Raw genomic sequence first — 12064 nt, 5'->3', positions numbered from 1 at the left:
ATCTGAAGACTGAAGCAGGCAAGCTCGAGGACTACAGCAAGCTACGGTACAGGTCGGCATAGGCCTTCGCCATGGCCGGCGCGGTGAAGACTGCTTCGTAACGTTCCAGGGCCTTGGCACCCATGGCCTGGGCCATGCCGGGGTCATCCCAGAGACGTTGCATGGCATGGGCCAGCGCCGGGGCGTCACGCGGCGGTACCACCAGCCCGGTCTGGTCGGCCAGGTTGATGAACGTGGTGCCCGAGCCCATCTCGCAGGAGATCAGTGGCTTGCCGTACATCGCCGCTTCCAGCAACGAAATGCCGAATGCTTCGGACCGCAAGTGCGAAGGGAACACAAAACCGCAGCAAAGGTGCAGCAAGGCCGATTTGTCGTCATCAGGCAAGCCGCCAAGGAAATGTACATTGGCCAAGCCCAGGGTTTGCGCACGCTGCTTGAGTTCATGCTCCAGGTGCCCGCCCCCGACAATAGCAACCGGCAAGCCATTGATCCGGGCGGCCTCAAGCAAGTAATCGAGGCCCTTGTAGTACCGCAGCGCACCTACGAACAGGAAAAAACGCTCCCCCAGCCGCGCGCGCCAAAAAGCCAGTTTCTCCTCGGTCGGCTGTGGGTAGGTGGCCCGGTCCAAGCCGAACGGGATGATGCTGACCTTACCCTTGAAATGCGTCAGCACCGGGCTATGAGCCGCATAATTGGGCGATGAAGCCACGATCCGGTCGACGCTGGACAGAAAACGGTTCATCAATGGCTGATAGAGCTTCAGCAGCCACTTCTGCTTGACGATGTCAGAGTGGTAAGTCACTACGGTTGGCTTGTTCAGGCGCGACAGGAAGTGCACCAGGTCCATGTAGGGCCACGGGAAGTGGTAATGGATCACGTCCGCCTGGCTGGCCAAATCAGCAAAGTCCTTGAGCCCGGACAGCGAAAAGCCGGTGGAGGCGACATGCAGGTCGAGCTTGGAACGATGGGTCAGATGATTCGCGACCGGCTCATCACGAGCCGCCCCCCGCTCACTGAGGTACAGAACCTGTGACTCGATGCCATGGGCCTGGCAGCCTTCGGCAAGCTGGAAAATGACCTGCTCGATACCGCCCATGGAGTCGGGGTAGTAGGTTTTGAAGAAGTGCAGAACTTTGATCATTACCCCGCCCTAACCTGCTTATAGACATCGATGGTCGCCTGGGCACAGCGCTCCCACGAGAAACCAGCGGCGTGGGCCAGGCCTTGCACGACAGCCTGGTCACGCCAGACCTCATCTTCCAGCCCCTGCTGCAGCGCGGCCGTCAGGGCTTCGGTGTCGCTGGGCGCACACATCAGGGCCGCACTGCCGGCCACTTCCGGCAGCGAGGAACTGTTGGAGCAGACTACCGGCACGCCCGAACTCATGGCTTCGAGCACCGGCAGGCCAAAACCCTCATAGTGGGACGGGAAAGCAAACAGACGCGCACCGGCAAACAGCAGGGGCAGGTCCTCACTGGCCACAAATCCCAGATAACGCGCCCACCCTTGTTGTTGAGCTTGCGCAATGCGGCTATGCAGAGCGTCGCTGCGCCAGCCGTGATAACCGGTCAGTATGAGCGGCCAGCGCTGGCGCAACGCCAGAGGCAGCCGCCCGTAGGCGTCGAGCAGGGTCTCGATGTTCTTGCGCGGTTCGATGGTACCCACGAACAGGCTGTACCCTCCCGGCTCCAGGCCATGGCGGGCCAAGGCAGGCGCAATGGCAGTGTCGCTGCGAGGGTGGAACTCTGGCGAACTGGCCAACGGCACGGCATGGATACGCTCGATCGGCCAAGCGAAGTAGTCAGCGAGCTCCTGCCGGGTGAACTGCGAATCGGTAATCAGCGCATCGGCGCGATCAAGCGTCAGCCGCAGCTCTTTCTGCAGGTAGTTCACCAGTTGTGGCGCGTGGCAGTGCGCCCAGGTAAACGGCGACAGGTCGTGGAACGTTGCCACTCTGCGCCCGGCAAACGGCGGCAGATAGTAATTAGGGCTGTGGTAGAGATGATCCTCATACCCCTTCAGCGCCCGCTTGCGCAGGTACGGCATCAGCCGCCGGTAGGCCTCGACGGCCAGGGCATTCTTCTGCACGAAGCGTTTCAGGCCATGCACTGCGTCAGACTGCTCGGCCGCAGTCGGCAAGGCCGGCAAGAACCGCCGCCCGGCAAAGAACTGCAGGTCGGTGATTTCGCTACTGCGTTGCAGCCGGGTGGCCAATTCGTAGGTGTAGCGCCCGATGCCGGTCAGCGGGAAGCGGACCGGCTCGACGGAAAGGATGAGCTTCATTTACCCGCAAGCATCCAACCCAGGGTTTCATCCAGCGAAGGGGTTTGCCAGCCCGGTACCAGGTCGCGCAGGCGGCCGTTGTCACCGCAGAGGGTCTTGACCTCGTTGGCCCGCACGAACGCCGGGTTGACCTGCACTTCGATCTGATGGCCGGTGATGGCCGAACATTTGCCGATGACTTCGCGCAGCGAATGGGTTTGCCCGGAGCTAACGTTGACAGTCTGCCCCACCGGGCGCGCCTCGATCAGGCCGCGATAGGCCTGGACCACGGCACGCACATCACTGAAGTCGCGCCAGACGTCGAGGTTACCGAGTTCGATGGTGCTCGCCTTGCGCTGGAAGTGCGAGACGATCTTGGGCAGCAGGAAGTTCTCCGCCTGTCCCACACCGGTGTAGTTGAAAGGTCGCGTGATGACGATCGGCAAGCGATCGAACCACAGGCGGGCCATGTATTCCATGGCCAGCTTGCTGACCGCGTAATCGTTGGCTGGCGCCGGCAAGGTCTGCTCATCGAGCATCCCTTCGGAAACATTGCCATAAACGTTGGCGCTGCTGGCAATCAACACGCAATCCGGTGTTTTGCCGCAGGCCGCGATGGCTTCGAGCAGGTTGCGTGTGCCCACCAGGTTGACCTGGTAGAACGCGTCGGCTGCACCGTGCCCGACAAAGGCGATGGCAGCCAGATGCACAACGACATCCGGCTGCAGTTCGGCCAGCAATGCGCACAGGCCAGGGCCGTCAGTCAGGTCCACCTGATGGTAATCAGGTGCCTGCAACGGCTGGCTGCCCGTCCCTATGACTTCATAACCACGGGCTCGCAGTTCGGCGGCCATGTAGCGACCGGTGAAGCCCTGAATCCCTGTGATGAGCGCGCGTTTGCTGGCCATTTGCATCAGAACGAGAACCCTTTTTCGTTACGACGCAGGTCGGCTTCGACCATCATGCGGCACAGTTCTTCGAGGCTGGTCTTCGGCTCCCAACCCAGTACTTCCTTGGCCTTGGCCGGGTTGCCGATCAGCAGCTCGACTTCCGCAGGGCGGTAGAATTTCGGGTTGATCACGACCAACACCTTGCCAGTGGCGGCGCAGGTGCCCTGCTCGGCTTCGTCCTTGCCGCTCCACTTGATTTCGATATCAACGGCCTTGAAGGCCATCGAAACGAAGTCACGCACAGTTTCGGTACGGTTGGTGGCGAGCACGAAGGTGTCTGGTACTTCAGCCTGCAGCATGCGCCACATGCCTTCAACATACTCCTTGGCGAAGCCCCAGTCGCGCTTGGCGTCGAGGTTGCCCAGCTCGAGCTTGTCGAGCAGGCCCAGTTTGATCTTGGCCACCGAGTCGGTGATCTTGCGGGTTACGAACTCACGGCCACGCAGCGGCGACTCGTGGTTGAACAGGATGCCGCTGGTAGCGAAGATGCCATACGACTCGCGGTAGTTGATGGTCATCCAGTGCGCGTACAGCTTGGCCACGCCGTAAGGGCTGCGCGGATAGAACGGGGTATCCTCGACCTGCGGGATGGCCTGGACCTTGCCGAACATTTCCGAGGTGGACGCCTGGTAGAAGCGTACCTTCGGGTTGACGATGCGGATGGCTTCGAGCAGGTTCACCGCGCCCAGGCCGGTGATTTCAGCGGTGGTAACCGGCTGTTCGAAGGAAACACCCACGAAGCTCTGCGCCGCGAGGTTGTAGACCTCGGTGGCTTCGGTGGTCTGCAGCAGACGGATGCTGGCCGACAGGTCGGTGAGGTCGTACTCGACCAGGTGCAGGTTAGGGTTGGTGTGGATGCCCAACTCCTCGATGCGCCAGAAATTGACCGAGCTGGTGCGCCGGTAGGTGCCGTAGACGGTGTAGCCCTTCTCCAGCAGCAGTTCCGCCAGATAGGCGCCGTCTTGACCAGTGATCCCAGTGACGATTGCTTTCATGCGACTTAACCAACTCCGATAGTGCCGTGCGGGCATGTGTGAATGTCAGACCGGCGCGGGCGATTCCTGCCTCGCGCGTTAAGGTTCGATGACGGAGTATACATCTGTTGGGCAGCGTACTCGACTCGGAAAAAGCAGCCGCGCGCCAGCAGGTAAAAATGCCACCTGCGCAGGGTACAAGCGAGGGTTTTCAGCAGCAACCGAACGCCATTCGACAGGGGGCGTAGGATAAATTCCAGAACCGGGCAATTCGAGCGGAATGATTGTATGAAATTTCGGAAATGCTGGGTGGGATTGGAGCGGCGCTCGATCGCACAGACGCCGCAACCCCACGCCAATTCCAATCAGCGTCCTGCAGCATCCAGCAATGCCACATCACCACCTGGCAGACTGGTCTCCGGCACCGGGCTCAGCCATACATTGACGTGGTCGACACTGTCCTGATTCAACTCCCCCGCCCAGCGGTTAAGCAGGAACAGATTGGTGATGAAGTCGTACTGCGACTTCAGCAGGTCGCGACGAGCCTTGAACTCGTTCTGCACCGCCGTCAGCACATCCACCGCGTTGACGACGCCGAAGGTGAAGGCCTTCTGCGCCGCCACGCTCGACTTCTGCGCCGACGACAAGGCATTGCGGTTGGCGCGGATCTTCTCGACGCTGGACTGGGCGGTGAGGTAGGCCGTGGTGGTTTCCTTCACCACCTGCCGACGGATACCCTCGGCCTGCTCCTCGGCCGCCAGCTGGTCGTCATACAAACCGCGCACCCGGGCCGAAGTGGAACCACCGCTGTAGATCGGGATTTTCAACCCCAGCGATGCCACATAGCTATCGCTGCGCGGCGCCTGTGTGTTGTCATAACCCTGGTCGCTCTGCTGGGCGCTCAGGCTCAGGCCCAGTTGCGGGTAATGCTCGCCCTTGCCCTCGCGAACCGCCGCGTTCGCAGCCTCGGCGCCGCTCTGGGACGCCTTGAGCATCGGGTTGGTCTCCACCGCCTGGGTGACCCAGCTTTGCAGCGGCCGGGTCGGCGCCTGCAAGGCCACATCGTTGCGCACCCGGCTCAGCGGCTCGGTCACCGGCCGGCCGACGATTTCAGCCAGAGCCTCGCGACTCACCTGCACCTGATTGCGCGCATCGACCTCTTGCGCCGCCAGGGCATCCACCCGCGCCTGCATGTCGAGTTTGTCAGTGATCTTGGCCATCTGCCGGTCGAACATCATGCTGACGCGGTCGAGGTTTTTCTGCGTGGCGCGGCGCTCAGCCTGCACCAAAGCCAGTTCATCGTCTGCCGCCAGGGCAATGAAATAGCGCTTGGCAAGATCGACGGTGGCTTCGGCCAGGGTGTCCTCAGCCTGCTGGCTCTGCTGGGCCTTGACGCTCTTGGCCTTCTGGTAACGCTCCCAGGCCGGTTTGTTGTACAGGTACTGGGTGAGGCTGAGCGAGTAGTTTTCGTTGTTGTAGATGTCACGCGCGGTTTCGTTCTTGCGCAACACGCGGCTGGAGTTGGCATTGGCAGACACCTGCGGCAGCAACTGGCCAAAGGCCTCACGCTGCTTCTCGGCGGCCGAGCGCGCACGGGCGTAGCCGATCAGCACGCGCGGGTCTTCAAGCCGGGCTTCGCGATACAGGCCCGCCAGGTCCAGCGCGTAGGTGGACGCCGACACTCCCTTGGAGCCTTGGTTCTCAACTGCCACCGCCTGCCAGGCGGCCATGCACATCAGTACACCGGGTAGCAAACGCAGCACAATCATTCCTCGATCAGCGATTCGGCAAACATGTTGCGCGCCGGTTTCAGCAGGTACTGCAGCATGGTGCGGTCGCCTGCATTGATGAGGACTTCAGCCGGCATGCCGGGTTGCAGCTTGCGATTGCCGAGTTTTTTCATGCCGTCTTCGGTGACGTTGACGCGCACGAGGTAATACGCGTCGCCGGTACGCTCTTCGGTCAGGCTGTCGGCCGAGATGCGGGTCAGGGTGCCTTCGATCACCGGGGTAGTGGCCTGGTTGAAGGCGCTGAAACGGATGTCTGCCGTCTTGCCCAGCTCCAGGCGGTCGATATCCTTGGTCGCAACCTTGGCTTCGATCACCAACTCCGAGGAGGCCGGGACGATGTCCAGCAACGGCGTGGCCGCGCTGACCACACCTCCGATGGTGTGCACCTTCATGTCCAGCACCATGCCGCTTTCGGGCGCACGGATTACCACTCGCGACAGGCGGTCACGCAGCGCGGCTTCCTTCTCCTGCAGGTCGAATACCTTGGCTTGGGTGTCGGCCAGTTCGTTGGCCACGTCGGCGTCGAATTTCTTTTTCAACTGCACGATCTGCAGCTCGGTCTCGCCGATCTGCAGTTTGGTCTTGGTGATGCTCGACTCATGGTCAGCCACTTCGGTCTTGAGCATGTCCAACTTGCGCTCCTGTTCGAGCAAGCGCTGGTTGTCGACGAAACCTTCGGCAAGCAGTTCCTTCAGTTGCTTGATCTCACCACTGTAGGACTTTTCCAGGCCAGTCTTGGTGCGGATCATGTCGTTGAGGCCGGTAATCTGCTGCTTCATCTGCTCGATGCGCTCGCGGTTGACCGAGATCTCGCCCTGCAAGGAGTCACGACGAGCCCTGAACACCTGCTGTTCACCCACCAGTGCCTCGTTGGCGCGGTCCGAGTCGGTACCCTCCATGGTCACTGCAGGAATCGCCGGCAGACCATCACGCTCGGCGCGCAGGCGCGCTTCTTTATAGCGCGCGACGATCAACTGGTTGCGGGTGGACTCGTATTCGGAACTCAGCTGGCTTTCGTCCAGCACGATCAGCGGGTCACCCTTCTTCACCAAGTCACCGTCGCGGGCTAGCAGTTCCTTGACGATACCCCCTTCCAGGTGCTGCACGGTCTTGCGGTAATTCTGCACGGTGACCGTGCCGGAGCCATGCACGGCGTTGCTGAGCGGTGCGAAGGCCGCCCAAGTGCCGAAAATGCCGAAGGTGACAAAGACAATGGTCAGGCCGATGCGGCGGATGCCGCGGTCGGAGGTGGGCATGTCGTCGAAGTTGTGGTCGAACGTGGTGATCGCTTTACTGCTCATCTGAAAATCCTTTTACGCGCCAGTGCTGCTGGTGACCGCTGGCGCAGCGGCGGCGGCCGCTGGGGGAACCGGGTGAGGTGCGGCGGGTGCAGCTGGCTGGGCAACGCGCTGCTGGGCCTTGGCCTGTTGCGCCGCAAGCTCGGCGATGACGCGGTCGCGCTCGCCGTACAGCGAGATGGTGCCACCGGCCATGACCAGGATACGGTCGAGGCGCGTGAGAATGTTCGGCCGGTGCGACACGATGAACACCGTGGCGCCGGTTTCCTTGAGCTTCTGCAGGGCCACGCCCAGTGCACGCTCGCCGATGTCGTCGAGATTGGAGTTGGGCTCGTCGAGCACGATCAGCCGCGGGTTGCCGTAGAGCGCCCGGGCCAGGCCGATGCGCTGGCGCTGGCCGCCGGAGAGATTGATGCCGTCGCTGCCGATGACCGTGTCGTAGCCGTCAGGGAGCATCAGGATCATTTCGTGCACGCCGGCCATTTGCGCGGCCTGCACGACCTTCTCCGGGTCGACCTTGTCGAAGCGGGCGATGTTCTCGCTGATGCTGCCTTCGAACAGCTCGATATCCTGGGGTAAATAGCCGACGTATGGGCCGAGGGCTTGTTTGTCCCAGCTGGCGATATCGGCGCCGTCGAGGCGGACTACGCCGTGCTGGGGCGGCCAGATGCCCATCAGGGCGCGGACCAGGGTTGATTTACCGGCGGCGCTGGGGCCGACGATACCGACGATGGAGCCGGCGGGAGCGACGAAACTTATGCTGCGCAGGACTGGGGCCTTGGCGCCGGGCGGTGCGAGGATCAGGTTTTCAACCTGAATGTGGCCTTCCGGCGCGGGCAATGGCATGCGCTCGGGCTCTTTATTCAGGTCGTCCATGACCTTGCTCAGGCGGTCGTACTGGACCTTGGCGCTGACGAAGCCCTTCCAGCTAGTGATGATCTGATCGATCGGCGACAGCGCTCGCCCCAACAACAGCGAACCGGCCATCAACAGGCCCGGGTTGATTTCGTGAGTGACCACCAGGTAGGCACCAATGGCCAGCATGAAAGACTGCGACAAGATGCGGAATGTTTTTGAGGTAGAGCTGACGATCCCGCCTTTGTCGCTGGCCTCGGACTGCAGCAACATGATGTTGCGCTGACGCTTGGCCCAGCGGTTCATCAGGGTTTCCAACATGCCCATCGACTCGATCACTTCCGCGTTGCGCAGTGTCTTGGTGGTGATCATGTTGGAGATAACGTTTTCTTTGTTCGCGGTCGACAACGCGTTGCCGGTCACCCGGTGATTGACCACGGCCAGTACAGCCAGCACAACTCCGCACGCCACGGTCATCCAGCCAAACCATGGGTGGAACAGGAACATCACGGCGGTGTAGATCGGAAACCAAGGTGCGTCGAAGAAGGCAAAAAGCCCAGGGCCGGTGAAGAACTGGCGCAGCGATGTCAGGTCGTTGAGCGACTGCGCCGTGGCATCGCCCCCTCCACTGTTGAGCGCACGCTTGAAGCTGGCGCGATAAACGTCACGGCTGAGCATCACATCCAGGCGGTTGCTGATACGCACCATGATGCGCGAGCGCACCCACTCCAATGCCCCCATGGTCACCACCAGCACCGTCAGAATCAGCGTCAGCATGAGCAAGGTGGAGGTACTGCTGGAGGGCACGACGCGGCCCGACACCTGAATCATGAAGAAGGTGGGCACCAGCATCAGGGCATTGACGAAGAAGCTGAAGAAACCGACCGAAAGGAAGCTGCTTTTGCAGGCTTTGAGGGCGGACTGCAGGTTATTTTCGGATAGTGAACTCATGGTATCCATACGCGAGGAAGGCGAAAGCGGCCGGCAGTGTAACACCCACTTGCGTCTACGGCGTGCCTTGGTCGGGTTCCGGGGATCGAACAACTGACAAAATGCCGGCTAGTTGACACTTTCATGAAATCGTTGCCGACCTCGTAAATCCGTAGCAACCCGTAGCCAACGTAGCGAGCCGCCGACGTGAAAGTTACGCATCACATTGCCACCAAGCACCGAGTAACCCGACGGATGGCGCCTGCGGCGAACACCCTGCTCTCCTAAACAGACTGAAAAGCCTGAATATTGACGCATATCAAAACGATCGTTCCAATATCATGATTCTGCTGTTGTTTTCACGTCATACATATGACTTCGAGAGTGACACCGTTATACCCTGGCAACCCAGCAGCGACGCGGCTAAGACGATTTAGTTCGGTTTTTTAATGAAATTTTTTTTAACCATCGCGGTTGACAAGCTTTTCGCACCGCTGCATCTTCGCGGCTCGCAGGGAGCCATCACTGGCCGTATTGGGTTACGCACAGGTTTGAGCAAGTTAGCTGCCAGTGTTGTATTTAAAAGGAGCTTAACAACGCCATGTCTATGCCTTCGCAACCGCTTGACGGTCTAAAGATCAGTTCGCGGGTGACATTGCTCGAGCCCGGCATGTACATCTTCCGGTACGCCTCGCAGCCCCCGGCCGACAAGCCCGTGTGCATTGCCTTGCAGCAAGCGCCTCTGGGCAAGGGCTCCATCGATTTCTTCCCTGCCGAAGGTGTCAGCAAGAACATGCTGACCAAGCTCGGCGACACTATCGTGGCGCGGGTCAAGGGTGGGGTCACCACCGTCCTGATCACCGAATACCACATGTTCGACGATGCGATCGAACCGATCGACCTGCGCATCGACCGCATCGACACTTCCCCTGCCATCATGCGCACCTTTGCTGTGGTGGCTAGCGCAGAGCCAGCCCCGGCCATTGCCAGCAGCACAGCACCAACGCCTTTCGAGCTGACCGCACACCTGCAGCGCTCAGGCGAGGTGGTGTCCAGCGAAGGCTGGGTCGGCATGCCGAACAGCGACGAATTCATCGAGAGCTTTGCCATCAACTGGCCGAACAAACCGGCCGGTGTCGACCTGCTTTACACCTGCATGGTTGCCGGCTCAGGCCCTAGCCGCAACGTATCGACCGGCACCTTCGTCGGCGTGCGTGGCGAGGGCCTGCCGCTGATCTGCACCGGTTTCAGCCTGGTCGGCCCACAGCGCAAACGCTACGAGCTCACAGGTCATATCGTGTTCGGCAACGCCGAGCCGCAGCGCCTGGTTTCCAATCAGATGATGCATGGCCCCACCGGCACCGAGCCGTTGGTGGCGCTGCATATCGCCGTTACTCCCGTTACGAAGATGAACGCTGCCCGCTCTAAGTCTCCGTGGGAACACTCTGCGCAACCGCAGAAAATCAGTGCAGCAAGCCAACTGGCTTGAAGTAACAGGAATACACAATGCAATACGATAATCCCGTCTCGGAACTGCAAGACCACCTGGCAGCCTCGCAACTGTCGGCTGGCACCATCGACGCCATCACCTCGCTGCTGGGCCTGAACGATGAAGGCGCAACCGTCAACGTTGCCACCTTCGACGGCGTGAACCTGGTGCTGCCAGAGTCCGGTACTGCCAACGTGGTAACCGGCGTGGTTGCAGGTGAGAAGAACGACCAGGTTGCTGTCGACCTGTCGAAAGCCGTAGCTGCGGGTGCCAACACCTTCATCCTGGAAAGCGACGCCAACCTGGTTGTCAACGTTCCGACCCCGGCTGCTCAGGTAGCTACCCTGGCTGCTGACGACGCTGCCACCATCGACCAGCTGATCGCCACCGGCGGCGGCGACGACCTGATCACCGTTGCTGGCGACCAGAACGTCTACATCGATGCAGGCGCTGGTAACGACACCATCATCACCGGTAACGGTAACAACACCGTCGTCGCTGGCGAAGGCAACAACTACGTGAAGACCGGTTCGGGCACCGACACCGTGATCCTGAGCGGCAGCAACCACGCTGACGTGGTCGACACCGGTGCAGGCTTCGACGTTGTTCAGCTGGATGGCGCACGTGGCGACTACAACTTCGCAGTTGGCAGCAACTACAGCGTCAACCTGACCGGCAACCAAACCGCGCTGATCAGCAACGCTGAGTTCCTGACCTTCGCAAATGGTGACACTGTTGCCCTGGCACACAGCGAAGCCGAAGCAGTCGCTCTGCGCATGTACGAAGGCATCCTGGGCCGTGACGCCGATGCATTCGGCGCGAAGGGCTTTGTCGAAGCGGTCAACTCGGGCTCTACGCTGACCGACATCGCCGATACGTTCCTGAATTCGGCTGAGTTCAGCGATGCGGTCAAGGCTACCGACATCAATGAACTGTACCAGGCCATGCTGGGTCGCAATGCCGACGACGCAGGCTTGGCAGGCTGGCAAGCAGTGCTGGCCAGCGGTGGCTCTCTGACTGACGTAGCAGCCGCTATCGCGCTGTCTGCCGAAGCGCAGGAGTTTGACCAGTCGAACGCCAACTTCGTTTCGAGCCTGTACAGCAATGTACTGGGTCGCGATGCAGACGACGCCGGCCTGCAAGGCTGGGTAAACCTGCTGGTCAACGGCGCCAGCCGTGCAGACGTTGCCAACGGCATCGTCGGCTCGCTGGAAGCAGGCGACAAGTCTGACAGCGACTTTATCGACACGCTGTACCAGTCGGCCCTGGGCCGTAATGCGGACGAAGCTGGCAAAGCCGGCTGGATGCAAGTGCTGGCCAATGGCGGCACCCACGCTGAGGTCGCCTTGGGCATCGTTGGTTCCGCTGAAGCCGAAGGCCACATCGACAACGTCGTTGTGCTGCACGGCCAGGTGTAACTAGCCCTGCCGTAGCCCGCGTATGCCCGGTCGCAAGGCCGGGTATTCGCCAAAGGGGCGACTTTCGGGTCGCCCCTCTTTTTATTTTTTGTAGCCAA

Annotated in this window: 9 protein-coding genes; 2 read left to right on the top strand and 7 right to left on the bottom strand. The window is 60.9% G+C overall.

Annotation, left to right across the window (positions count from 1 at the left end; genetic code table 11):
* Nucleotides 1–31: 31 nt before the first annotated feature.
* The 7 genes from C2H86_RS18875 to C2H86_RS18845 all read right to left on the bottom strand — a co-directional run bounded on the left by C2H86_RS18875 (nt 32) and on the right by C2H86_RS18845 (nt 9080).
* Nucleotides 32–1141, bottom strand: coding sequence for a glycosyltransferase family 4 protein (locus tag C2H86_RS18875; protein ID WP_159409326.1), 1110 nt, complete (start codon nt 1139–1141; stop codon nt 32–34).
* Nucleotides 1141–2283 (bottom strand): glycosyltransferase family 4 protein, encoded by a 1143-nt coding sequence (locus C2H86_RS18870; RefSeq protein ID WP_159409325.1) that lies wholly within the window; start codon nt 2281–2283, stop codon nt 1141–1143. The genes C2H86_RS18875 and C2H86_RS18870 overlap by 1 nt, the downstream gene beginning before the upstream one ends.
* On the bottom strand, nt 2280–3176 hold the full coding sequence (locus C2H86_RS18865) for a GDP-mannose 4,6-dehydratase (protein ID WP_159409324.1): 897 nt from the start codon (nt 3174–3176) through the stop codon (nt 2280–2282). The genes C2H86_RS18870 and C2H86_RS18865 overlap by 4 nt, the downstream gene beginning before the upstream one ends.
* A complete protein-coding gene (gene gmd / locus C2H86_RS18860; protein ID WP_159409323.1) occupies nt 3176–4207 on the bottom strand; it encodes a GDP-mannose 4,6-dehydratase in 1032 nt (343 codons plus the stop codon). The genes C2H86_RS18865 and gmd overlap by 1 nt, the downstream gene beginning before the upstream one ends.
* A 344-nt stretch (nt 4208–4551) precedes the next feature.
* A complete protein-coding gene (locus tag C2H86_RS18855) occupies nt 4552–5955 on the bottom strand; it encodes a TolC family outer membrane protein (RefSeq protein WP_159409322.1) in 1404 nt (467 codons plus the stop codon).
* Nucleotides 5952–7277, bottom strand: a complete 1326-nt coding sequence (locus tag C2H86_RS18850) for an HlyD family type I secretion periplasmic adaptor subunit (protein ID WP_159409321.1) — start codon at nt 7275–7277, stop codon at nt 5952–5954. Before C2H86_RS18850 ends, C2H86_RS18855 begins: the two co-directional genes overlap by 4 nt.
* Before the next feature lie 12 nt (nt 7278–7289).
* Nucleotides 7290–9080 (bottom strand): type I secretion system permease/ATPase, encoded by a 1791-nt coding sequence (locus C2H86_RS18845; RefSeq protein WP_159409320.1) that lies wholly within the window; start codon nt 9078–9080, stop codon nt 7290–7292.
* 586 nt (nt 9081–9666) lie between these two features.
* Between C2H86_RS18845 and C2H86_RS18840 the strand changes: the two genes are divergently transcribed.
* Both C2H86_RS18840 and C2H86_RS18835 read left to right on the top strand, forming a co-directional pair.
* Nucleotides 9667–10548, top strand: a complete 882-nt coding sequence (locus tag C2H86_RS18840; RefSeq protein ID WP_159412956.1) for a hypothetical protein — start codon at nt 9667–9669, stop codon at nt 10546–10548.
* A gap of 17 nt (nt 10549–10565) precedes the next feature.
* Nucleotides 10566–11966: a DUF4214 domain-containing protein gene (locus tag C2H86_RS18835; RefSeq protein WP_159409319.1), complete on the top strand. Its 1401-nt coding sequence runs from the start codon at nt 10566–10568 to the stop codon at nt 11964–11966.
* Nucleotides 11967–12064 lie beyond the last annotated feature (98 nt).

It is taken from the genome of Pseudomonas putida (assembly GCF_009883635.2).
Taxonomy (GTDB): domain Bacteria; phylum Pseudomonadota; class Gammaproteobacteria; order Pseudomonadales; family Pseudomonadaceae; genus Aquipseudomonas; species Aquipseudomonas putida_W.
The sequence above is the reverse complement of the archived record's forward strand: the minus strand, read 5'-3'. Positions and strand labels throughout refer to the sequence as shown.

Coding starts and splice junctions, on each gene's coding strand:
- gmd (WP_159409323.1), bottom strand. CDS start 4,207: ATGAAAGCAATCGTCACTGGGATCACTGGTCAAGACGGCGCCTATCTG.
- C2H86_RS18835 (WP_159409319.1), top strand. CDS start 10,566: ATGCAATACGATAATCCCGTCTCGGAACTGCAAGACCACCTGGCAGCC.
- C2H86_RS18850 (WP_159409321.1), bottom strand. CDS start 7,277: ATGAGCAGTAAAGCGATCACCACGTTCGACCACAACTTCGACGACATG.
- C2H86_RS18855 (WP_159409322.1), bottom strand. CDS start 5,955: ATGATTGTGCTGCGTTTGCTACCCGGTGTACTGATGTGCATGGCCGCC.
- C2H86_RS18870 (WP_159409325.1), bottom strand. CDS start 2,283: ATGAAGCTCATCCTTTCCGTCGAGCCGGTCCGCTTCCCGCTGACCGGC.
- C2H86_RS18840 (WP_159412956.1), top strand. CDS start 9,667: ATGCCTTCGCAACCGCTTGACGGTCTAAAGATCAGTTCGCGGGTGACA.
- C2H86_RS18875 (WP_159409326.1), bottom strand. CDS start 1,141: ATGATCAAAGTTCTGCACTTCTTCAAAACCTACTACCCCGACTCCATG.
- C2H86_RS18845 (WP_159409320.1), bottom strand. CDS start 9,080: ATGAGTTCACTATCCGAAAATAACCTGCAGTCCGCCCTCAAAGCCTGC.
- C2H86_RS18865 (WP_159409324.1), bottom strand. CDS start 3,176: ATGCAAATGGCCAGCAAACGCGCGCTCATCACAGGGATTCAGGGCTTC.